General features: G+C 72.9%; 9 protein-coding genes. 8 read left to right on the plus strand and 1 reads right to left on the minus strand.

The annotated features are described in order from the left end of the window. Nucleotides 1–8 precede the first annotated feature (8 nt). From G5B56_RS02165 to G5B56_RS02175, 3 genes are all read left to right on the plus strand, one after another. The gene (locus G5B56_RS02165; RefSeq protein ID WP_164962170.1) at nucleotides 9–1,475 is read left to right on the plus strand and encodes an efflux transporter outer membrane subunit; all 1,467 of its coding nucleotides are present in this window, start codon (nucleotides 9–11) and stop codon (nucleotides 1,473–1,475) included. Then, nucleotides 1,472–3,952, plus strand: coding sequence for an HlyD family secretion protein (locus G5B56_RS02170; RefSeq protein ID WP_009857601.1), 2,481 nt, complete (start codon nucleotides 1,472–1,474; stop codon nucleotides 3,950–3,952). Before G5B56_RS02165 ends, G5B56_RS02170 begins: the two co-directional genes overlap by 4 nt. 182 nt (nucleotides 3,953–4,134) lie before the next feature. Beyond that, nucleotides 4,135–5,640, plus strand: a complete 1,506-nt coding sequence (locus G5B56_RS02175; protein WP_164962171.1) for a methyl-accepting chemotaxis protein — start codon at nucleotides 4,135–4,137, stop codon at nucleotides 5,638–5,640. A 12-nt stretch (nucleotides 5,641–5,652) separates the two neighbouring features. On the opposite strand, the gene G5B56_RS02180 is transcribed toward G5B56_RS02175, so the two are convergent. Next, nucleotides 5,653–6,930, minus strand: coding sequence for a hypothetical protein (locus G5B56_RS02180; RefSeq protein WP_164962172.1), 1,278 nt, complete (start codon nucleotides 6,928–6,930; stop codon nucleotides 5,653–5,655). A 218-nt stretch (nucleotides 6,931–7,148) separates the two neighbouring features. Between G5B56_RS02180 and G5B56_RS02185 the strand changes: the two genes are divergently transcribed. From G5B56_RS02185 to G5B56_RS02205, 5 genes are all read left to right on the plus strand, one after another. Beyond that, complete coding sequence (locus G5B56_RS02185) at nucleotides 7,149–8,360, plus strand: hypothetical protein (protein ID WP_164962173.1); 1,212 nt, start codon at nucleotides 7,149–7,151, stop codon at nucleotides 8,358–8,360. A gap of 397 nt (nucleotides 8,361–8,757) precedes the next feature. Beyond that, on the plus strand, nucleotides 8,758–16,983 hold the full coding sequence (locus G5B56_RS02190; RefSeq protein WP_164962174.1) for a type I polyketide synthase: 8,226 nt from the start codon (nucleotides 8,758–8,760) through the stop codon (nucleotides 16,981–16,983). A gap of 67 nt (nucleotides 16,984–17,050) precedes the next feature. Further along, nucleotides 17,051–21,841 carry a type I polyketide synthase gene (locus G5B56_RS02195; protein ID WP_164962175.1) on the plus strand — a complete coding sequence of 1,597 codons (4,791 nt, stop codon included), beginning with the start codon at nucleotides 17,051–17,053 and terminating at the stop codon, nucleotides 21,839–21,841. 15 nt (nucleotides 21,842–21,856) lie between these two features. Further along, entirely contained in the window at nucleotides 21,857–22,150 is a 294-nt protein-coding gene (locus G5B56_RS02200; RefSeq protein ID WP_230247893.1) for an acyl carrier protein, read from the plus strand. Next, complete coding sequence (locus G5B56_RS02205) at nucleotides 22,147–23,742, plus strand: alkaline phosphatase family protein (RefSeq protein ID WP_206023469.1); 1,596 nt, start codon at nucleotides 22,147–22,149, stop codon at nucleotides 23,740–23,742. The genes G5B56_RS02200 and G5B56_RS02205 overlap by 4 nt, the downstream gene beginning before the upstream one ends. The last annotated feature ends 4 nt before the right edge of the window (nucleotides 23,743–23,746 follow it).

Raw genomic sequence — 23,746 nt, forward strand, 5'->3', positions numbered from 1 at the left:
CGCGACCCATGCCCGTCATCCCCCGTCGCCCGGCCGCCCAGGCGGTGCTCGTGCTGGCCGCCGCCTGGGCGCTGGCCGGCTGCACCCTCGGCCCGGACTACCGCCGCCCCGCGCTGGACCTGCCGGCGCACCATGCCGCCGCGGCCCCCGAGCCGGCACCGGCGGCGCGCCAGGCGCTGGACACCGCCTGGTGGTCCGGCTTCGCCGACCCCGCGCTCGACACGCTGGTGCAGGACGTGCTGGCGAACAACCCGGACCTGCGCATCGCCGCGCACCGCGTCGAGCAGCTCGACGCCTTCCTGCAGGTCAGCCGCGCCGCCGGCCAGCCGCAGGTCGGCTACGAGGGCCAGCGCACGCGCGACACGCTCAGCGAGAACCGCCAGGTGCCGCTGAGCCGCGGCACCGAGCCGGTGGACAACAACTACACCGTCTCGGGCTCGATCCGCTGGGAGCTCGACCTCTGGGGCAAGCTGCGTCGCGCCGACGAGGCGGCCTTCGCCAACCTGATGGCCGGCCAGGAGGGCCGCCGCGCGCTGGAGATGGCGATGGTCGCCAAGGCCGCCTCGGGTTACCTGCGGCTGCTGTCGATGGACCGCGAGCTCGAACTGCTCCGGCGCAGCGTGCAGGTCGAGGCCGACACGCTGGCGCTGGCGCAGTCGCGCTTCGCCAACGGCGGCAGCTCCGAGCTGCCGGTGCTGCACGCACGTTCGCAGTGGCAGCAGCGTGCGGCCGAGGTCCCGGCCAAGGAGGCCGAGATCCAGGCGCTGGAGAACGCGCTCGGCGCGCTCGCCGGCCGCAACCCCGGGCCGCTGGCGCGCGGCACGCTCGACGCGCTGAAGCTGCCGCCGGTGCCTGCCGGCCTGCCGGCCGAGCTGATCGCCCAGCGGCCGGACCTGCGTGAACGCGAGCAGGTGCTGGTCGCGGCCAACGCCCGCATCGGCGTCGCCGAGGCCCAGTTCTATCCGACCATCGGCCTGACCAGCAGCTCGGGCTTCGCCAGCGCCGAGCTCGGCCGGCTCGACGAGCTGCGGTCCAACTTCGGCAGCTTCGGGCTGCACTTCTTCGGCCCGGTGTTCAGCGGCGGCCGGCTCGGCGGCCAGGTGCGCGAGGCCGAGGCGCTGCAGCGCCAGGCCGCCGTCGACTTCGTGCGCTCGGTGCAGGTCGCGCTGCACGAGGTCCAGGACGCGCTGGTGGCCCGGCAGAAGATCGAGCTGCAGGCGGGCCTGCGCGACGACAACGTCGCCGTGCTCGAGCGCCAGCGGCAGGTCGCGCTGCGCCGCTGGGAGCTCGGCCGCGACGACTACTTCCAGGTGCTGGAGGCCGAGCGTGCGCTGGCCTCCGGCCTGCAGTTGCAGAACCAGACCCGCCACGCGCGTGCCGACGCGCTGGTCGCGCTCTACAAGGCCCTGGGCGGCGGCTGGTCGCTGCCCGACCCGAGCGCCGCCACCGCCCAAACGACGACGAGCCCCCGATGAGTGACTCAACCAAGCTGGTGGCGCTGCCCGCCTACCTGCCGCGCCGTCTGCAGGCCTTCCGCATCGTCCGGGGCGACAAGACGAGCTACGTGCTGCGCGACAAGCTCGCCGACCGCACCTACGACGTCGAGCAGTGGCAGTTCTTCGTGCTCGAGGTGCTGCCGGGCTGCGAGACCGCCGAGAAGCTGCTGTCGGTCTTCGCCGACCGCTTCGGCCGCGAGATCGGCGAGCACGAGGTGATGGCCTTCTTCGCCCAGCTCGCCGACCAGAAGCTGCTCGACGACGAAGCCGCCAAGCACCCGCTGCTCAAGCCGTTCACGCGCCAGGGCTACGCGCTCGAGCAGGGGCTGATCAAGCCGAAGTCCTTCGAGGAGCTGGCGGTCAAGATGGCGAGCCAGGCGCCGCGCCCGGGCGCACCCGCCGCGCCGGCACCCGGCCCGACACCCGGTGCCCCCGACGAGCTGCCCGAGGACGCGGTGCTGCCCGCCGGCGTCAACGAGGCCGACAGCCTGGACCCGCGGCAGTCGCGCCAGCTGTTTCGCTTCTTCCCGATGCAGCCGGTGGCGCGTGCGCTGCTGCCGGTCGTCGAGCCGCTGAAGTACGCCGTCTACCTGCTGCCGCTGGTCGCGCTGCTGGCGCTGATCCTCGTGCTGCGCCACATCGGCACGCTGTGGAGCGACATCGGCTCGCTGCGCAGCGCCACGACGCTGGCCGTGCACGCGCTGTTCAGCCTGGTGACGATCAACCTCGCGGTCGTCGTCACGCAGTCGCTGGTGGCGCAGAAGTTCCGCGCCAGCCTGGGCGACTTCGGCATCGGCCTGCGCTTCGGCTTCTTCCCGCGTTTCATGGTGCCGATCCGGCACACCTTGCAGCTGTCGCGGCGCGAGCGCATGTGGATGCATGCCGGCCCGCTGCTGGTGCGCGTGCTGCTGTTCAGCCTCGGCGTGCTGATCTGGTACAACGCCCGCGGCCGCTACGAGGGGCTGACCAACATCGGCCTGGGCCTGACCTTCCTGTGCGCGGTGAACCTGCTCGTCGAAGGCGGCAACCCGCTGGTCAAGGGCAACGGCTACCACCTGCTGTCGGCCTTCGTCGACGAGCCGCAGCTGCGCGGCAAGGCCTACCGCGCCTTCCTCGATCGCCTGCGCGGCGGCGCCAGCACCGAGCGCGGCCAGATGCTGCTGGCGAGCTTCGCGCTCGCGAGCTTCGTCTACGCCTACCTCGTGGTGCTGCTGATCGTCTACGTCGCCGGCCACTTCCTGATCCACGAACTGCGCCTGGGCGGTGCGGCGCTGATCGTCGTCGTCGCGCTGGGCGTGTTCCTGGCGGTGCGCACCACGCGGCGCTTCAAGCTGATCACGCGCGCCTACGAGCGCTCGCAGCAGTTCGAGCGCTGGCGCAAGCGCGCGCTGCCGTCGGAGACCGCCGAGCAGGCCCAGGCCGAGGCGCCCGCCAGCCGCACCTGGTACTACATGAAGCGGGCCCTGGCGGTCACGCTGCTGCTGCTGCTGTTCCTGCCGTACCCCTACGACGCCGGCGGCGACTTCGAGATCTACCCGGCCGCACGCCAGGTCGTCACGACCGACGTCGCCGGCATCGTCGAGGAGGTCAACTTCGACGGCGGCGAGCAGGTCGCCAAGGGCCAGGTCATCGCGCGTGTCGCCAGCACCGACCTGAAGGCGCAGCTGCAGACCTTCGACGCGCGCATCGCGGCGCAGCGTGCGGTCGTCGCCGACCTGAAGTCGCGCCCGCGCAAGGAGGAGGTCGCGCTGGCGCAGAGCGAGCTGGAGATCGCGCGCCAGCGCGCCCGCTTCAGCGGCGAGCGTGTGCCGCGCCTGGAGCGCATGCACCAGGAACGCACGATCTCGTTCGAGGAGCTCGACAGCGCGCGCAAGGAGGCCGAGGTCGACCGCCGCGAGCTGGCGCAGCGCGAGGCGGCGCTGGCGCTGGTCCGCGCCGGTACGCCGCCGGACCGCATCGCCGCCGAGGAGGCGACGCTGCAGTCGCTGGTGCAGCAGCGCGCCGAGGTCGAGGGCCGCGCCGGGCGCACGGTGATGACCATGCCCTTCGACGGCACCATCCTGTCGCTGCGCCTGAAGGACCGGCTCAACAGCGTGCTCGACAAGGGGGCGCCGTTCGCCACCGTCGAGGCCAACGGCTCGATGACGGTCGAGATCGACGTGCCCGAAGGCGAGATCGGCCACGTCAAGGTCGGCGCGCCGGTGCGCGTGCGGCCCAACGCCTTCAACGACCGCACCTTCGAGGGCCGGGTCGAGCGCATCGACGGCAACGTCAGCGTCAAGCCCGCCGGGCGTGTCGTCAAGGTGGTCGCGGTGGTCGACAACGGCGGCGGCGCGCTGAAGTCGGGCATGACCGGCTACGCCAAGGTCGACGCCGGCACGATGCCCGTCTGGCAGGCCTTCAGCCAGGCGGTGGTGCGCTTCGTCAACGTCCAGGTGTGGTCGTGGCTGCCCTGATCGCCTGACGCCCGACGCCGGACGGCCCTGGCGCGGGGCGTGCGCGGCCCGGCGGCTTCGGCCCCGGGCCGCGTGCATTGTTGCCATTCGCTGCATCAGGTGTCATGAGTATCATCTCGTATCACTTGTGCGCTTTTGGGGCCGGCATGTCTTTTGTCTTGCGTCTTCGCATCGGGGCTCGCATGGCCCTCGGCTTCGGCATCGTCGTCGCGCTGATGCTGATCGTGCTGGCGGCCGTGCTGGCCCTGATCGCCCGCGCCGAGCGCGCCAACGACGAGCTCGTCGGTGCCCAGGCCGAGCGTCTGGCGCTGGCGCACGAGTGGCACCAGAACATCCAGGTCAACTCGCAGCGCGCGCTGGCCATCGGCCTGGCGCGTGACGCCGGCTTGGAGCGCGCCTTCGGCGAGCGCATGAAGGCCGTCACCGAGCGCACGACCCAGATCCAGAAACGCTACGCCGAGCTCGAGACCAGCGACGGCGGCCGGGCCGGCATCGAGGCGCTCGCGGTCGCGCGCCAGCGTTACCTCGACCAGCGCAAGGCGCTGCTGGCGGCCGCCGACGACACGGCCCGCCGGGCCGAGGAGGGGGCACGTTTCGAGCAGGTCACGGCCGACTACATCGACGTTTCGGCGCAGGTGCTGGCCTTCCAGCAGCAGCGCCAGCGCGAGATCTCGGTTCAGGCCAGGACCGCAATGGAGGAACTGCGCGGCACCACGATCGTCGTCTCGATCCTCGCCATCGTCGCCGCGGTGGCCATGGGCTGGACCTTGACGCGCGGCATCACGCGGCCGCTGGCCACGCTGCAGGCCGCGGCTCGGCGCATCGCCGGGGGCGACCTGGCGCAGCCGCTGGAACGGGGTGCCGGCCAGGCCGAGACCGTTCTGCTGAGCGAGGAGATCGCCAACATGCAGCAGGCGCTGCGCACGCTGGTCGGTCAGGTGCACGAGGTGGCCGAGTCGATCGAGGTCGCCAGCCACGAGGTCGCCGCCGGCAACGCCGATCTCAGCGCGCGCACCGAGCGCACCGCGTCCAGCCTGGAGGCCACGGCCAGCACGATGCAGTCGCTCACCGAGACGGTGCGCCGCACCGCCGAGTCGGCGCGTGACGCCGAGCGCCTCGCGCACTCGGCCGGCGACGTCGCGCGCAGCGGCGGCGGCGTCGTCACCGACCTCGTGCGCTCGATGGCCGAGATCGAGCGCAGCAGCCGCCGTGTCTCCGAGATCATCGCCACGATCGACGGCATCGCCTTCCAGACCAACATCCTGGCGCTCAACGCCGCCGTCGAGGCGGCACGTGCCGGCGACCAGGGCCGGGGCTTCGCCGTCGTCGCCGGCGAGGTCCGCCTGCTGGCGCAGCGCTCGGCGGAGGCCGCACGCGAGATCAAGCGGCTGATCGACCAGTCGGTCACCGAGGTCGAGGCGGGCACGCGCCGCGCCGGCGACGCCGGCCGTTCGATGGAGGAGATCGTCGCTGCGGTGCAGCGAGTCGGCGAGGTCGTCGACGGCATCAGCGCGACGACCGCCGCGCAGAGCGAGAGCATCGGCGGGGTCAACGTCGCGGTCGTGCAGATCGAGCAGTCGACGCAGCAGAACGCGGCGCTGGTCGAGCAGTCCACCGCCGCCGCCGCCAGCCTGCGCGAGCAGGCCCACCGGCTGACGACGCTGGTCGGCGGCTTCCGCCTGGCCTGAGCGGGGCTGCGGCTACTTCGACAGCGGCGCGCCGAGCCCGGTGTCGACGTACCAGACGCCGTCGTTGACGCCGTCCGGGTACTGCGTCGTGGCCGGCACCATGCGGTTGTAGTAGATGAACGGCCCCTTGGCCGTGATGAAGTACTCCGGGTCCAGCCGCAGCCGCGGCTTGCTCGTGTCGTTGGTCAGCATCCTGAAGTTCTGCTTCAGCGGGTCGATGCCGCTGATCGCCAGGTGCGTCGGGTAGCTCTTGTCCCAGAACTTGTTGGACGGGCTGACGACCGTGAAGATGTACGAGCGGCCGTTGTGCGTGAAGACCTCGGGCGACCAGAAGAACGGCAGCTTGGCCGGCGGCGTGATGGTCTTGATCACCGTCCAGCGCTTGACGCCGTCGGTGCCGGCGATCTTGCGGTAGACGAGGATCTTGCGGCGGTAGTCCGCCATCGTGAAGAACACGTGCTCGTTGTTGTACTCGGGCGCCTTCCACATGAAGGCGCCGTACTTGCCGACCGCGTCGAAGGTGAGCTGCTCGACGGCGCCGCTGTCGGTGTCGTAGGTGTAGACCTGGTCGACGAGGCGCGGGTCGGCGGCGTTGTGGCCCTGGAAGATGATCTTGCGCGTGCCCGGCACCCAGCGGCGCGAGTTGCCGCCGGTGAGGTCCGAGATCGGCATCGCCACCTCGTCACCGAGGGCCGAGGACCGGCGCCAGTACAGCGCGTCCTTGTCGGCGGCGATGTAGTTGACGCGCGGGTCGGCGTCGTTCGTGTCCTTGGAGCCGTCGGGCGTGGCGCGGCCGGCCGAGCCGGGCAGCACCGTCGGCGACCAGGCGCCGTTGACCATCGAGGCCACGGCGATCTGCGCCGTCGACGGGCCGTGGGTCGAGCCGCTGACGTAGCGCGTGTAGACGATGCTCGAGCCGGCGCTGCCGGACATCCACTCGGGGCCGTTGCCGAAGTCGGCGACCGGCGCCGTCTCGGTGTCGACGAGCACGCCGCGGCCGTCGGGCGGATAGAACGCGCCGGTCTGGAAGTCGACGCTGCCCACCCAGAGCCGGCCGTCGGCGGCGGTGAACGCGAACAGCGCGTTGCCCGCGCCGCCGTTGCAGCTGGCGCAGAAGCGGCCGTTGCGGCCGCTGTCGAACTCGTAGTCGGGGATCGCCGCGGTGGTGACCTGCACCTCCGGCAGCACGGTCTGCGCCCGGGCCTCGAAGCCGGTCGAGCAGGCGGCCGCGACCAGCGCCGCGACCCCGGCCAGCAGGCCCGGACGATGGGAAAGGCGGGGGACGTTCATGGCGGCTCCGTCGGTTCGGCGCATGCTATCAACCCGACGGGGGAGGTCCGGCGCGGTCCTGCCCCTCGGTTCGCGGGGGCCGTGCGCGGCCGCCGCACCCACCCCGTGTTCGTGTGCCGCAGCCGCGGCCGCCGTTGCCGCTGCCGCGGGCGCTGGGTAAGGTTCGGCGGCCGGAGCCTGCCTGCCGGGCCCGGGTTCCTGATCCGACACGAGGTTCCATGCTGCATTCCCTCCTGACCCGCGCCTCGCGCGCCTGCCGGTGGCCGCTGGCCTCGTTCTGCGTGGCCGCGCTGGCGGCGCCCGCGCTGGCGCAGGGCTGGGTGCCCAACGAGGCCCAGGCCTCGCCCGAGGCCGAGCTGATCGACTACGAGTTCAGCCAGTCGCGCGCCCAGATCGCCTGGAACGACACGCTCGGCAACCTGTGGGTCGCCGACGTCGACCGCGCCAGCGGCCGCTTCGTGCCGGCCGACGGCCGCGGCGTCGTCGTCGACCCCGACTCGATGACCTTCCAGGACGCGCAGAAGACCAAGAACGGCCCCGAATGGGTGCCCACGGCCCGCGGCGACGTGCTGGTGCACACCAAGTACGCCGGCCGCCACACCGACGGCAACTCGCGCATCGGCCTGGCCTGGGACGACGGCAGCGGCGTCTGGACGAGCAGCATCCTGTCCGGCGCGGTGCGCAAGGCACCGTACGGCAGCAGCGTCGCCGGCGACCCGGCCCCGCGCATCAGCTACGTCGACAACCGCGAGGTCCACTACTGGGCCGAGCTCTTCGTGCCGGGGTCCGAACGCCGCATCGAGGACTTCCCCGACTCCCACTACCCGGTGCGCCATGTCGCGTGCTCGCGGCCCGACGTCGCCGGCGCGCGCGGCATCGTCTACCCGGTCACCGTCGACGGCGTCGACCAGGTCTTCTACCGCGACTTCGACCGCAACACCTCGCAGCAGCTGACCTTCGACGCGGGCCAGAAGTACGAGGTCTGGATGTGGTGTGCGCCCGAGTACGGCGACGAGCTGGTGTTCTTCACGCTCGTCGACCAGACCGAGCTGCGCGTGTACCGCCAGCTCGGCGGCGTCTGGACCGCCGTCTTCCGCCAGGCGGCGCCGCGCGGCAACAAGATCTACTCGCCCGAGCCCTTCACCTGGAACGGCAAGTCCTACATCTTCATGTCGCAGACGGTGCGGCCGAACAAGTTCCGCTCCGAGGTCTGGGTGTCCAACATCGACGCCGCGGCGCCGGTCTTCAAGCGCATCACGCCGAGCGAGCCGCTGCGCACGCGCACCGATCCCGAGGTGTTCATCACCGACGCCGGGCCGCGCATCTACTTCAACCGGCTGGTGCCCGACCTGTCCGACGGCGGGCGCTACAAACCCTGCCGCCGGCCCGACTGCTCCGACGGCGTGTGGTTCGCCGATCCGGGGCTCTGAAGCGCCGGCCCGCGGTGCCGTCGACGGCCGCCCGCCCCCGGACCCGGGGGGCGCGGCGGCATCGAAATTGCACCGGCGCCCCGCGTGTGCCTGCACCCCGCCATCCCCGCTGTTGCGTCCGTCGGCTGCGGCCTGGCCGCCAGCCCCCTCGGGTGGGTGAGGCGCGATGCCCGCGTGGCTGAAATGCCGGATGCCCGTGATAACTTGGTGCCGAACCTGGTGCATGGAAAGACGCGGTGGGCCGCCCCGCGGCATCGAGATGCTTGTCGCCACAGCCGCTTCCCTTGCCCTCGACCGCACCCACGCGTGCGACGCGTGGTGTCCTCGCCGGTGATGCATCGCCCGATGCCCGGTGCCACCCTGGCCGCTGCCGGCCGGGGCCTGTCCCGCCCCTGACATGAGCGCATTCCAGACCTTCGTCCTCACGCCGGCCGGACACCGGGACGTGTCGCTGGCGATCGCCGCCTGCCGCGCCGGCGCCGTCGGTGTCGTCAACCACGAGCTCGACGCCGATGCGGCGCACTGGGTGCCGGCGCTGGCCGCCGCGGCCGCGGCCACCGACGGCGGCCACGCGCTGAAGCTGCCGGCGCTGGCCGACGGCGACGCCGAGCGCCTGCTCGCCGCGCGTGCCGCGGGCCTGGCCTGGCTGCTGATCGACGCCGCCGCGGTGCCGGCCGCACGCGAGACGCTGGCCGCGCTGCGCGCCGCCGGCCTGCGCGTGATGGCCGAGCTGACGACGCCGGACTGGCCGGCCGAGGCGCTGGACGGCGACGTCGACGCGCTGCTGCTCAAGGGCAACGAGGCCGGCGGCTTCGTCGGCGAGGACGCCAGCTTCATCCTCTTGCAGAAGTGGCGCGGCCGCACGGCGCTGCCGCTGCACGTGCGCGGCGGCCTGACGCCGGCCGTGGCCGCGGGCTGCGCCGCGCTCGGCGTCGCCGGCGGCGCGCTCGATGCGCAGGTCCTGCTGCTCGACGAGGCGCGCCTGGGCGAAGCCGGCCAGGCCGTCATCGCCGGCCTGTCGGGCAACGAGACCGTGGCCGTCGGCGACGGCGAACACGGCGAGTACTTCCGCATCCTGAGCCGCCCGGGCCACGCCGTGGCCAAGGCGCTGATCACCGAGGGCGACGGCTGCGGCTTCGCTGTGCTGCGCGCCAAGGTCGCCGGCCGCGTGAACTGGGACGACCCGCGCGCCGGCCTGCTGCCGGTGGGCCACGACGTCTGCTTCGCCGCCGACTGGCGCAAGCGCTACGGCCATCTGGCCGCGGTGCTGAAGGCCTTCGACAGCGCGGTCGCGACCCAGCTCGGCCAGGTCGCCGCCCAGCCGCCGGTCGCCGAAGGCGCGCCGCTGGCGCAGGCGCTGGGGCTGCGTTTCCCGATCGTGCAAGGGCCGATGACGCGCGTCTCCGACGTCGCCGACTTCGCCCAGGCGGTGGCCGACGGCGGCGGCCTGCCGATGGTCGCCTTCGCGCTGCTCAAGGGCGCGCCGCTGGACAAGCTGCTCGCGCGCACCCGGCAGCTGCTGGGCGACAAGCCCTGGGGCATCGGCCTGCTGGGCTTCGCGCCGCAGGCCCTGCTCGACGAGCAGCTCGCGCTGGCGACGCCCTACAAGCCGGCCTACGCGCTGATCGCCGGCGGCCGGCCCGACCAGGCCGTCAAGCTCGAAGCCTCGGGCGTGCCGACCTTTCTGCACGTGCCGTCGGCCAACCTGATCCCGCTGTTCGTCCAGGAAGGCGCGCGGCGCTTCATCTTCGAGGGCCGCGAGTGCGGCGGCCACATCGGCCCGCTGTCCAGCTTCGTGCTCTGGTCGACGATGGTCGACCGAATCGCCGACGAGATCGACGCGCGCCGCGTCGCCCCGGCCGAGCTGCAGCTGCTGTTCGCCGGCGGCATCCACGACGCCGCCTCGTCGGCCTTCGTGCAGGTGCTGGCCGCGCCGCTGGTCGCGCGCGGCGTCAAGGTCGGCGTGCTGATGGGCAGCGCCTACCTGTTCACCGAGGAGATCGTCGCCTCGGGCGCGGTGGTGGCCAAGTTCCAGCAGGAAGTCATCGCCTGCCGCCACACCGTCAGCCTCGAGTCCGGCCCGGGTCACGCCAGCCGCTGCGGCTACACGCCGTTCGCGCAGGAGTTCTTCAAAACGCGCGCCGAGCTGCGCGAGCAGAAGGTGGCCGGCGAAGAGAGCCGGCGTGTGCTCGACGACCTGATCATGGGCCGGCTGCGCATCGCCTCCAAGGGCACGACGCGCATCGGCGAGGAAGGCAAGCTGACGACGCTGGACGAGAGCCAGCAGTACGCCGACGGCATGTACATGCTCGGCCAGGTGGCGACGCTGCGCGACGGCGTCACGACCGTCGCCTCGCTGCACGACGAAGTCACGGCCGGCGCCGCCGCGCTGCTGGCCGCCGCGGCCGACGCCCGCCAGGCCGCGCCGGTGGCCGCCACCGGCCCGGTCGACATCGCCATCGTCGGCCTGGCCACGCTGCTGCCCAAGGCCGATTCGCTGGCCGCCTACTGGGACAACATCCTCGCCAAGGTCGACGCGATCACCGAGATCCCGCCGCACCGCTGGGACTGGCGCCTGTACTACGACAGCGACCGCCACGCGCCGGACAAGATCTACTCGAAGTGGGGCGGCTTCATCGACGACCTGGTCTTCGACCCGACACGCTACGGCATGCCGCCGAAGTCGATCGAGGCCGTCGACCCGATGCAGCTGATGGCGCTGGAAGTCGCGCGCCGCACGCTGGCCGACGCCGGCTACGACCGCAAGCCTTTCGATCGCGAACGCGCCTCGGTGATCGTCGGCGCCAGCGGCGGCACCGGCGACGTCGGCTCGCAGTACGGGCTGCGTTCGGAGCTGCCGCGTTTCTCGGGCCAGCTGCCGGCCGACGTCGCCGGGCGCCTTCCCGAGTGGACCGAGGATTCCTTCGCCGGCATCCTGCTGAACGTCATCGCCGGGCGCATCGCCAACCGGCTGAACTTCGGCGGCGTCAACTTCACGACCGACGCCGCCTGCGCCTCGTCGCTGGCCGCGGTCTACCAGGGCGTCACCGAGCTGGCCGCCGGGCGCAGCGACATCGTCATCGCCGGCGGCGTCGACACCGTGCAGGGCCCGTTCGGCTACCTGTGCTTCAGCAAGACGCAGGCGCTGTCGCCGCGCGGCCGCTGCAACACCTTCGACGCCTCGGGCGACGGCATCGTCATCAGCGAAGGCATCGCGATGGTGGCGCTGAAGCGTCTGGCCGACGCCGAGCGCGACGGCGACCGCATCTACGCCGTCATCAAGGGTGTCGGCGGCTCCAGCGACGGCAACGCCAAGGGCCTGACCGCGCCGCTGCCGGCTGGCCAGCTGCGTGCGATGCGCCGCGCCTACCAGATGGCCGGCTTCGGCCCGTCGACCGTCGGCCTGTTCGAGGCCCACGGCACCGGCACCGTCGCCGGCGACACCGCCGAGCTGGAAAGCACGACGCGGCTGATGCTGGAGGAGGGCGCTCGCCCGCACGGCGCCGTCGTCGGCTCGGTGAAGACGATGATCGGCCACACCAAGGCCACCGCCGGCGTCGCCGGCCTGGTCAAGGCCGCGCTGGCGCTGCACCACAAGGTGCTGCCGCCGCACCTGGGCGTGACGAACCCGAACCCGACGCTCAAGCGCGCCGACGCGCCGCTGCACGTCATCGCCGACGCGCTGCCCTGGCTGCCGTCCGAGCAGCCGCGGCGTGCCGCCTGCAGCGCCTTCGGCTTCGGCGGCACCAACTTCCACGTCGTGATGGAGGAGTACCAGCGCGAATACCGGCCCTGGCTGCGCAGCGCGACGGCGCGGCGCTGGCCGGCCGAGCTGCTGCTGTTCGCGGCCGACAGCCGCGAGGCGCTGGTCTCGCGCCTGACGGCGCTGCACGCCGAGCTGGCGGCGACGCCGGTGGAACTGCGCGACCTGGCCGCCAGCCTGGCGCGCCAGTGGCAGGCCGGCGCCGCCGAGCGCCTGGCGCTGGTCGCGCGCAGCCCCGCCGAACTGGCCACCAAGCTGGGTGCCGCGGCCGCCTTCCTGCGCGGCGAGGCCAAGGCCGCGCCGCCGGGGGTGTTCCACCGCGCCGGTGCGCCGATCGGCGGCAAGGTCGCGGTGCTGTTCCCGGGCCAGGGCTCGCAGTACACCGGCATGGGCCGCGAAGCGGCGCTGTACCTGCCGCCGGTGGCCGACGCGCTGTCCGAGGCCGAGACCGCGCTGCGCGCGCCGTTCACGCAGCGTTTCGGCAAGACGCTGGGCGAGTTCCTGTTCCCGCGTGCCGCCTACGACGACGCTGCCCAGGACGCCGCGCGCCGCGCGCTGACCAGCACCGACGTCGCCCAGCCGGCGCTCGGCGCCGTCGAGGTCGGCCTCTGGCGGCTGCTGCAGGCGCTGGGCTTGCAGGCCGACATGGCCGCCGGCCACAGCTACGGCGAGTTCGTCGCCCAGCACGCCGCCGGCGCGATCGACTTCGGCGCGCTGATGACGCTGTCGGCCGCACGCGGCCGCTTCATCGTCGACGCCGCCCAGGACGCCGGTGCCGAACTCGGCACGATGGCCGCGGTGCCAGCCGAACGTGGTGTCGTCGAGCAGCTGATCGCCGACCTGCCCGACGTCATCGTCGCCAACCACAACGCACCGCTGCAGAGCATCGTCTCGGGCACGCGTGCCGGCGTCGAGGCGGCCATCGCCAAGTGCGCCGCCGCCGGCATCGAGGCGCAAGCCATCCCGGTGGCCGCGGCCTTCCACTCGGTGCTCGTCAAGCCGGCGCAAGGCCCGCTGGCGGCGCTGATCGACGCCACGCCCTGGCAGCCGGCGGCGATCCCCGTCTACGCCAACGCCACCGCGCGGCCGCACCCGGCCGAGCCGGCGCGCAGCCGCCAGCTGATGGCCGAGCATCTCGTCAAACCGGTCGAGTTCGTCGCCCAGGTGCGCCAGATGCACGACGACGGCGCGCGCCTGTTCGTCGAGGTGGGCCCGAAGGCGGTGCTGTCGCGCCTGGTCGGCCGCATCCTGCAGGACCAGCCGCACGTGGCTGTCGCGCTGGACGACGGCAGCGGCCTGGGCGGCGTGCTGGCCGGCATCGGCCAGTTGCTGGTGGCCGGCGTGGAGCTGGACGTCGAGCCGCTGTTCGCTGGCCGCGACTGCCGCGTCGGCGACCCGCAGCGCCTGGCCTCGCTGGACCGCCGCGAGACGCCGGCGCGCACCGCCTGGGTCATCAACGGCGCCGGCGTGCGCCGCCTCGCCGATCCGGTCAAGCCGGTCGGCGTGACGCTGGAGCAGGCCCAGGCCGCGCTCGCCGCGCCGCCCGCCGTCGCACCGGCGGTCAATCCCGCGGCGCCGGTCGCCGCCGTCGCCCCCACGCTGCCCGCGGCCGCCCCGGTGCGCACCGCCACCCCGATCACGTCCCAGTTTTCCCGGAGGGCCCGAACGATGGATGAACGACGACCACTGCCCGCCACGGCCGACGCCGCGGTGATGGCCGAGTACTTCGACACGATGCGCCAGTTCCTGGAGTCGCAGGAACGTGTGATGGCCGCCTTCCTCGGCCAGCCGGCGGCGCCGGCGCGTGCGCTGCGCGCCCGCCCGGTGGCGCCAATGGTGCTGCCGCGGGCCGCCGACGCGGTGCCCGCCGCGCCGGTGGCGCCGGTCGTTCCGGTGGCGCCCGTCGTGGCGCCCGCGCCGGTCGTCGCTGCCGCCCCGGTGGCGCCGGTGGTGCCCGCTGCGCCCGTCGCCGCCCCGGCGCCGGTGCAGCCGGCGCCGGTCGCGGCCGCGCCGGTGGCTGCAGCGGCCCCGGCCGCCGCGCTGTCGCGCGACAAGCTCGCCGAGATGCTGCTCACGATCGTCGAGGAGAAGACCGGCTACCCGAAGGACATGGTCGGCCTGGACCAGAACCTCGAGTCCGACCTCGGCATCGACAGCATCAAGCGCATCGAGGTCGTCGGCGCGATGCTGCAGGCGCTGCCCGAAGGCTGGCGCGCCGCGCTGGTCGACAGCCGCAGCAAGCTGAACACGCAGCCGACGCTCAACGGCATGCTCGACCTGATCGGCTCGGCCAAGGAAGGGGCGGCCGTCCCTTTTGAACGTGCCGAGGCGGGCACCCCGGTGGCCGGCGCCGTCGTCGCCGACCATGCCCCGTCTCGGCATCTGATCGAACCGACACCCGAAGCCCTGCCCGGGACGGCCGCGCGCCGTCTCGCCGCCGGGCGCTACCTGATCGTGCCCGACCGCGGCACGCTCGCCGACGGCCTGGCCACGCGGCTGGTCGAACGTGGTGCCACGGTCGAGCGCCTGGATCCGGCGCTGCTGGGCGACGAGGCGGCGCTGGTCGCCTGGTGCAGCACGCACCGCGTCGCGCCGATCGCCGGCCTGGTGTTCCTGAGCCCGGTCGACGCGCCTTTGCCCGGCGCCGACGCCGGCCCCGACGAATGGCGCGCGGCGCTGGCCGCCGGCGACCAGGCGCTGTTCGTGCTGCTGCGCGAACTGGGCGCGGCCTTCATTCCCGAGGCCCACGTGCTGGCCGCCAGCGCGCTGGGCGGCCTGTTCGGCCGCGGCCGGGCACCCGAGGCGCTGCCGCTGTCCGGCGGTGCGACTGGCCTCTTGAAGTCGCTGCGCGAGGAGCGGCCCGGCTTGCGCGTCAAGGCCGTCGACCTCGACCCGACGCAGACCGCGCTGGCCCACGCCCAGGCGCTGTTCGACGAGCTGGCGCTCGACGGCGGCCGCCAGGAAGTCGGTTACCCCGGCGGCCAGCGCACCGTGTTCCGCAGCGTCGTCGCCGAGCTGGCGCCCGACGCACCGCGTGTCGCGCTGGCCGGCGTCGTCGTGCTCGCCACCGGCGGTGCACGCGGCATCACCGCCGAGGTGCTGCGCGAGCTGGCGCGGCCCGGCAACACGCTGGTGCTGACCGGCCGCAGCACGCTGCCCGAGGCCGAACCCGCCGAACTGGCGGCGCTGGCCGACGCCGCGGCGCTGCGTGCCCACTTCATCGCCGAGGTGCGCCGCGGCGTGCTGGCGATGAAGCCGGGCGAGATCAACCGCCATGTGCAGGCCCTGCTGGGCCTGCGCGAGATGCGCGCCAACATCGCCGACTTCCGCGCCAGCGGCGCCGCCGTCGAGTACCACGCGGTCGACGTCACCGACGAGGGCTCGATGCGGGCGCTGCTCGACGGCGTCTACGCCCGCCACGGCCGCCTGGACGGCGTCGTGCACGGCGCCGGCGTCATCGAGGACAAGCTGATCGCCGACAAGAGCACGGCGAGCTGGCGCCGCGTCGTCGACACCAAGGTCGTCGGCCTGCTGCTGCTGCAGAAGTGGCTGCGCCCGGAGAGCCTGAAGTTCCTCACCGTCTTCAGCTCGGTCGCCGGGCGCTACGGCAACAGCGGGCAGGGTGACTACGCCACCGCCAACGAGCTGATGAACCGCCTCTGCGAGCACCTGCGCGGGCGCTGGGACGGCCGTGTCGCCGTCAGCGCGCTGTGCTGGGGCCCGTGGGGGCCGACCAAGTTCGGCGCCGGCATGGTGACCGCCGAGACCGAAGCCAAGTTCGCCGCCAAGGGCGTGACGCTGGTCAGCGCGGCGGTGGGGCGCAAGCTCTTCGCCGACGAGATCTCGCGCCCGGCCGGCGGCCCGGTCGAGGTGGTCTGCGGCGCCGGCCCCTGGGAGCGCCACGAAGCCGAGATCGGCGCCTGGCGCGAACGGGCGCCCGAGCCCGAAGGCCCCGAGCTCGGCGCGCTGCTGGGCGCCGCGCGTGTGCTCGACGCCGGCCGCGGCGAGCAGGTCGTCGCGCTGCGCCTGGACGTCGCTCGCCACCTCTACCTGCAGGAACACGTCATCGACGCGACGCCGGTGCTGCCGGCGGCCGCCGCGCTGGAGATCACCGCCGAGGCCGCGGCCACGCTGTGGCCGGGCTGGAAGGTCGTCGAGCTGCGCGAGTTCCGGCTGATGAAGGGCGTCGAGCTGAAGGAGCCGGCGCGTGCGCTGCGTGTGCTGGTCAGCCCGCCGCCTTATGGCAGCAGCGAAGGCTTCGAGGTCGTCGCGGCGCTGCAGAGCGAGCTGGCCGCCGGCCGCTTCATCACCCACTACAAGGGCGTGGTGCGGTTGGAGCAGCAGCTGCCGGCCGGCGAACGTGTCGTGCCGCGCGCGCACCGCGAGAAGAGCCTGACCGTCGACCGTGCCTACGGCGAGTGGCTGTTCCACGGCCCGCGCTTCCAGGTCATCGAACGTTTCGACGGCCTGTCGCAGCAGGGCGCCGGCACGGCGGTGCGCTCCACGCACCCGTCGAGCTGGCTGCGCGGCATGCCGGCCGACGCGCCGGGCTGGGTCTTCGACCCGGCGCTGCTGGACGCCGCGGCGCAGATGGCCTGGCTCTGGGCGCGCGCCTTCCGCGACGAGTCGGCGCTGCCGGCGAAGTTCGGCCGCGTCGTGCGCTACGCCGAACGTTTCCCCGAGCGGCTGCGCATGGAGTACGAGCGCATCCCGACCGACGACCCGACGCTGATCCGCGCCAACGTGGTGTTCAGCGACGAACGTGGCGAGCCGGTGATGCTGATCGAGGAACTGGAGAGCATCGCCAGCGCCGCGCTGAACCGCCTGGGCGGCAGCGCGCGCACGGCGATCGACGCATGAGCCCGCAGGACTTGTCCGGGGCTCATTCCCGCTTGGCGGGAACGGCCGACAGGCCGAAGGGTGTCAAATGAGCCGAAACCCGCCCAACACCGCGCCCGAGCCGATCGCGCTGATCGGCATGGCCTGCATCTTCCCGGACGCGCCGGACCTGCAGGCCTTCTGGAACAACATCCTCGACGGCGTCGACGCGGTCGGCGACCCGGTCGAGAACTGGGACGCCGAGCGCTACCTGGCCGACGGCCGCATCAAGACGCCGCGCGGCGGCTGGTTGAAGGACCTGTACCGCTTCGACCCGCGCGAGTTCGGGATCATGCCGAACTCGATGGACGGCGGCGAACCCGACCAGTACCTCGCGCTGCGCGTGGCGCGCGACGCACTCGCCGACGCCGGCTATCTCGGCCACGACGCCGAGCACCGCGACACCGGCATCATCCTCGGCCACAGCACCTATCTGCACCGCGGCCAGGTCACCGTCATCCAGCACAACATCGTGCTCGACCAGACGATGGCGCTGCTGAAGGCCGCGCTGCCCGGAATGGACGCCGCCGGCGAGGCCGAGCTGCGCCGCGTGCTGCTGGCCAAGCTGCCGCCGCACTGCGCCGACACCGCGCCGGGTCTGGTGCCCAACGTGATGACCGGGCGCATCGCCAACCGGCTCAACCTGAAGGGCCCGAACTACCTCGTCGATGCCGCCTGCTCGTCGTCGCTGCTGGCGGTGAGCGCCGCGGTCGACGAACTGCGCGCTGGCCGCAGCCGCATGATGATCGCCGGCGGCGTCAACGCCTCGTTGCCGGCCGACGTCTCGACGATCTTCACGCAGCTCGGCGCCCTGAGCGCACGCGGCCGGGTGCGCCCCTTCGAGGCCGGCAGCGACGGCACGCTGCTCGGCGAAGGCCTGGGCATGGTCGTGCTCAAGCGCCTGTCCGACGCGCTGGCCGACGGCGACCGCATCTACGCCGTGCTGCGTGGCATCGGCCAGGCCAGCGACGGCCGCGGCACCGGTCTCCTGGCGCCCAGCGTCGACGGCGAGACGCTGGCCATCCGCCGCGCCTACGAACACAGCGGCGTCGACCCGGCGACCGTCGGCCTGATCGAGGCCCACGGCACCGGCATCCCGCTGGGCGACAAGACCGAGATCGCGGCGCTGACCAACGTCTTCGGCCCGCGCCGCGGCGCCGGCGGCAGCATCGCCATCGGCTCGGTCAAGTCGATGATCAGCCACTGCATCCCGGCCGCCGGTGTCGCCGGGCTGATCAAGACCGCGCTGGCGCTGCACCACCGCGTGCTGCCGCCGACGCTGTGCGAGCAGGTCAACCCCGATCTGGGCCTGGAGCGCACGCCGCTGTTCGTCAACACCGAGGCGATGCCGTGGATCGTGCCGGCGGGCCAGCCGCGCCGTGCCGGTGTCGACAGCTTCGGCTTCGGCGGCATCAACACCCACGCCATCGTCGAGCAGGCGCCGGCTGCCGCCGCGCGCCCGCCGCTGCTGGCGCGCTGGCCGTTCGAGCTGTGCGTGCTGTCGGCGCCCGACGCCGCGGCGCTGGCCACGGCCGTCGAGACGCTGAGCGCGGCGCTGGCGCGTGAGGCGCGCTGGACGCTGGCCGAGATCGCCGCCGCGCTGGCCGCCGCCGACCGCGGCGGCGAGGCCCGCCTGGCGATCGTCGCCAAGAGCCGCGAGGCGCTGGCCAAGGGCCTGGCGCAGGCGCTGCCCAAGCTGCGCAGCGCCGGTGACAAGGCTTTCGCGACACGCGGCGGCGTCTTCTATTCGCCGCGCGCGCTGGACGGCAAGCTGGCCTTCCTGTTCCCCGGCGAAGGCTCGCAGTACCTCGGCATGTTCGCCGACCTGGCGCAGTGCTTCGACGAGGTGCGCGACTGGCTGGACTTCTGGCGCGGCCTGTACGACGCGGTGCCGGGCGACACGCGCACCGACATCGTCTACCCGCCGGCCACCGAGCTGACGCCCGAGCGCCGCAAGCAGCTCGAGGCGCGGCTGCACGACATGGACGTCGGCAGCGAGGCGGTGATGATCGGCGGCCAGGCGATGTACTCGCTGCTGCGTGCGCTGGGCGTCGAGCCCGACGTGATGCTGGGCCACAGTTCGGGCGAGTCGTCGGCGCTGGCCGCCAGCGGCGCGCTGCCCACCGAGGACCGCGCCCGTCTGGCCGACTTCATCCGCGACCTGAACGCCGTCTACGCCCAGGTGCTGGCCGAAGGCAGGATCCCGACCGGCGCGCTGCTGGCCGTCGGCGCGCTGCCCGCGGCGATGGTGCACGAGACGGTGGCCGCCACCGGGCTGGCGATCGACGTCGCGATGGACAACTGCGCCAACCAGCTCGTGCTCTACGGCACGCGCGAGGCGATCGATACCGTGCAGGCGCGGCTCACCACGATCGGCGCGATCTGCATGCCGCTGCCGTTCGACCGCGGTTATCACACGCCGTCCTTCGGCGCGATGAGCGCGGCCTTCGCCGAGCACTACAAGGCGATCAAGCTGGGCGCGCCGCGCGTGCCGCTGTATTCCTGCGCGTCGGCCGGGCTGTTCCCGGCGTCGCCGGCGGCGGTGCGCAAGCTGGCCGGGGCGCAGTGGTCGCAGACCGTGCGCTTCCGCGAGACGGTGCAGGCCATGGTCGCCGACGGCGTGCGCGCCTTCGTCGAGGTCGGCCCCTCGGGCAACCTGACGGCCTTCGTCGACGACATCCTGGCCGATCAGCCGCATCTGGCGCTGGCCTCCAACCAGCGCCGCAAGCACGGCCTGGAGCAGCTGCTGGCGACGCTGGCCCAGCTCTGGGTGCACGGCAGGACGATGTCGCTGCAGGCGCTGTACGCGCGCCGCCGCGTCGCCGTCGTCGACCTGACGGCGCCGGCGCCGGTGCCGCGCGAGCGGCCGATGCTCGACAACACGATGCCGGTGCTGCGCCTGAGCGACGCCGACCGCGCGCTGCTGCAGCGCATCGGTGCCGCCGGGGTGCCGGTCGTCGAGGTGCCGGTCGCGGTGCCTGCCGAACCGGTGGCCGCCGTGACCGCCGAACCGGCGGCCGAGCCGGCCGACGACGGCGAGGCCGCGGCACGCGCCGCGGTGATGGCCGACTACTTCGCGACGATGCGCGCCTTCCTGGCGCAGCAGCAGTCGCTGCTCGAAGCCTGGCAACCGGGCGCGGCCGAGCCGGCGCCGGCGGCCGAGGACCCGCTGGCCTGGGCGCCGTTCCTCGACGAACTGGTCGAGGCCTCGCCCGAGCGCCTGGTGGCGCGCTGCCACCTCGCGGTGCACCGCGACGCCTTCCTGCGCGACCACGTGCTGTCCGGGCGCGGTTCGGACACCGACCCCGAACTCGTCGGCCTGGCCTGCGTGCCGCTGATGGCCAGCCTGGAGATCCTGGCCGAGGCCGCCGCGGCGCTGGCCGGCACGGCGGCCTTCGCCAGCATCGAGCAGGTGAGGGCTTTCGACTGGATTGCGCTCGACGACGAGGCGCTGACGCTGGACGTCGTCGCCGAGCCGGAGGCCGGCGAGACCGGGCTGTGGCGCGCGACGCTGTCGCAGCGTGGCGCGCCGGCCGTGACGGCGCTGTTCCGGCTCGCCGACACGCCGCGCCTGGCACCGCTGCCGGCGCTGGCCGCGCCGCGCGCCGCACGCTGGGACGGCCAGGCGATCTACGACGTCGGCATGTTCCACGGGCCGATCTTCCAGAGCCTGGCGCACGTGCGCGGCTGGGACGAGAGCGGCATCGACTGCGAACTGAGCGACTGCAGTCTGGCCGGCTTCTTCGACGGCGGGACCACGCCGTCGATGGTGCTGAACCCGGTGCTGATGGACGCGATGGGCCAGCTCGCCGCCTGCTGGGTGGCCGAGCACGTCGGCACCGACTTCAACTGCTTCCCGTCGACGATCGAGCGCATCGAGCTGCTGGCGCCGCAGCCGGCGGCCGAGGCCGGCCTCGTGCTGCGCGGCCGCCAGCAGGCGCTGGACCCGGCGCAGGCGGCCGACATCGCCGCCGCCCGGCGCTGGCAGTTCGAGGCCCACGGCGCCGACGGCCGGCCGCTGGTGCGCGTCGACGGCCTGGTCAACGTCTTCTTCCCCGTGCCGCACCGTTTCTACCAGCTGCGCCGCGACCCGCTGGGCGGCTGGCTCGGCGAGCCGCTGGCGCCGGTGGGCGGGGCGCGGCTGTGGCAGCTGGAGAGCCTGCCCGAGGCCTTCTGCGCCCAGTCGAACGCGATCTTCCTGCGAATGCTGGCGCACGCCACGCTGGCCTGGGAGGAACGCGAAGCCTGGCGCGCGCTGCCCGACAACCTGCGCCAGCGCCGCCAGTGGCTGCACGGCCGGCTGGCGCTGAAGGAGCTGGTGCGCCACTGGCTGCATGAACGCACCGGCCAGCTCGTCTATCCGTCGGACGTCGTCGTCGGCCATGACGAACACGGCGCGCCGCTTGTCGACGGCTGGTGGACGCAGAGCCTGGCGCCAGCGCCCGCGGTGTCGCTGACGCACGGTGCGCGCTGGAATGTCGCAGCGCTGCGCGACGATGGTGCGCCGGTCGGCGTCGACGCCGAGGAGATCGGCCGCGTGCAGCGCCCGGACCTGCTCGAAGCCGCGTTCACGCCGGCCGAACGCGTCTGGCTGGCGGCGCAGCCGGCGGCCACGCGCGACGACGCTCTGCTGCGCGTCTGGTGCGCCAAGGAGGCGGCGGCGAAACTGCTCGGGACGGGCCTGCAGGGCGCGCCCGAGGCGTTTGCCGTGACATTCGAATCGGGGGGCGCGAGCCGCGCGCGGGTGCAGGCCGGTGATAGCATGGTCCCGGTTTTGCTTGTGCGCGTTGGGAATTCGGTGGTGGCACTCGCCGAATATCACGAAAGAGTTTCCGGGTAGAACATGAGCAGTCTCTTGAAGGCGACCGCCGAGGCGACCGTGATCGCCGTCATCGAGGATCTGATCCAGGACTGGGGGCTCGAGCTCGACGGGGGCGTCGGCCCCTCGACGCAGCTTGTGGCGAATCTCGAGTTCGCCTCCGTCGACATCATCCAGCTCTGCGTCGCGCTCGAAGAGGCCTATTCCCGGAAACTCGGTTTCCAGAATCTCCTGATGCGTGATGGCAGTTATGTCGGCGATTTGTCGGTGAGCCAGATCGCGGCTTTCATCGAAACCCGTGTGGCTGCTGCCGGGGGAACCGCGACGTGACCGTCAAGACGCTTTTCATCGGCATGGACGGGGCGACCTTCACCGTCCTCGACTCGCTCACCTCGGCCGCCGACGGCGTGCCGGTGATGCCCTTCCTCGGCAGCCTGTTCAAACGCGGCACACGCGCCAAGCTGCGCTCCACGCCGAACCCGCTGACACCGCCGGCCTGGGTGTCGCTGATGACCGGGCGCAGCCCCGGCCACCACGGCGTCTTCGACTTCATCCGCGCCGAGGAGCGCGGGGAGGACGTGTTCTTCACGCTCTACGACTCGCGCGACTGCCGCGTCGAGACGATCTGGGCCATCGCCAGCCGCCAGGGCAGGAAGGTCGCGGCGCTGAACTTCCCGTTCACCGCGCCGCCGCCGAAGGACCTGAACGGTTTCATGGTCCCGGGTTTCGTGCCCTGGCGCCACCTGCGCCGCAACACGACGCCGTCCGACCTGTACGACCGCCTGAAGGCGATCCCCGAGTTCAGCGCGCAGGAGCTGGCCTGGGACTTCGAGCAGGAAAAGCAGGCGATGGAAAGCCTGTCGGACCACGACCGCGAGAACTGGGTGCGCTACCACCTGCCGCGCGAGAAGCAGTGGTTCCGCATCGCCGAATACCTGATGCGCGAGGAAGCGCCGGACCTGATGGCGGTGATGTTCGACGGCGTCGACAAGCTGCAGCACCAGGCCTGGCAGTACCTCGACCCGGCGCTGCAGAGCCCGGAGGACGGCGAGTACCACCGGCGCATGCGCTCGCTGTGCCTGGACTACTTCCGCCAGCTCGACAGCTTCATCGAGGCGCTGGTCACCGCCGCCGGCCCCGAGGTGCAGGTCTTCATGGCCTCGGACCACGGCTTCACCGCGACGACCGAGGTCGTGCGCATCAACACCTACCTCGGCGAGAAGGGTTGGCTGGCGTGGAAGCCGGTGCCCGACACCGAGGAGGGCCGCCGCCGCGAGGACAGCATGTTCGCCTACCTCGACTGGAGCAAGACGGTGGCCTACTGCCGCACGCCGTCGAGCAACGGCATCAACATCCGCGTCGCCCGCGAGCCCGGCCAGCCGGGCATCCCGCTGGCCGAGTACGAAACGACGCGCGAGCGCCTGATCCGCGACCTGGAAGACTTCCGCGACCCCGAGACCGGCGAGCGCATCGTCGCCGAGATCCACAAGCGCGAGGACGTGTTCCCCGGCTCGGCGATGGGCGACGCGCCCGACCTGCAGCTCGTGTTGCGCGACTTCGGCTTCGTGTCGATCAAGAACAAGCTGCCGGTCGTCGAGAAGCGGCCCGAGCCCGCCGGCACCCACCACCCGGACGGCGTCTTCATCGCCTGCGGCCCCGGCATCGCCGAGGGCAAGCAGATCGGCCGGCGCCGCATCATGGACGTCGGCGCCACGCTGCTCTACAGCCTGGGGCTGCCGGTGCCCAGCGACTTCGAGGGCCAGGTGCCCGAATCGATGTTCACCGCCGAGCACAAGGCGGCGCAGCCGGTGGTCATCGGCGCGCCGACCACCGGCGCCCGTCGCGCCGACGGCGACGCGATGGCCGACGACGAGAAGGCGCAGATCATGGCCCAGCTGCAACTGCTGGGCTACATGGAGTAGACGC

The organism is Rubrivivax sp. JA1026 (assembly GCF_011065555.1).
Lineage (GTDB): Bacteria > Pseudomonadota > Gammaproteobacteria > Burkholderiales > Burkholderiaceae_C > Rubrivivax > Rubrivivax benzoatilyticus.

Excerpts from the sequence above, each read along its gene's own strand:
- G5B56_RS02190 (WP_164962174.1), top strand. The coding sequence starts at position 8,758 with ATGAGCGCATTCCAGACCTTCGTCCTCACGCCGGCCGGACACCGGGAC.
- G5B56_RS02170 (WP_009857601.1), top strand. The coding sequence starts at position 1,472 with ATGAGTGACTCAACCAAGCTGGTGGCGCTGCCCGCCTACCTGCCGCGC.
- G5B56_RS02175 (WP_164962171.1), top strand. The coding sequence starts at position 4,135 with ATGGCCCTCGGCTTCGGCATCGTCGTCGCGCTGATGCTGATCGTGCTG.
- G5B56_RS02195 (WP_164962175.1), top strand. The coding sequence starts at position 17,051 with ATGAGCCGAAACCCGCCCAACACCGCGCCCGAGCCGATCGCGCTGATC.
- G5B56_RS02185 (WP_164962173.1), top strand. The coding sequence starts at position 7,149 with ATGCTGCATTCCCTCCTGACCCGCGCCTCGCGCGCCTGCCGGTGGCCG.
- G5B56_RS02165 (WP_164962170.1), top strand. The coding sequence starts at position 9 with ATGCCCGTCATCCCCCGTCGCCCGGCCGCCCAGGCGGTGCTCGTGCTG.
- G5B56_RS02180 (WP_164962172.1), bottom strand. The coding sequence starts at position 6,930 with ATGAACGTCCCCCGCCTTTCCCATCGTCCGGGCCTGCTGGCCGGGGTC.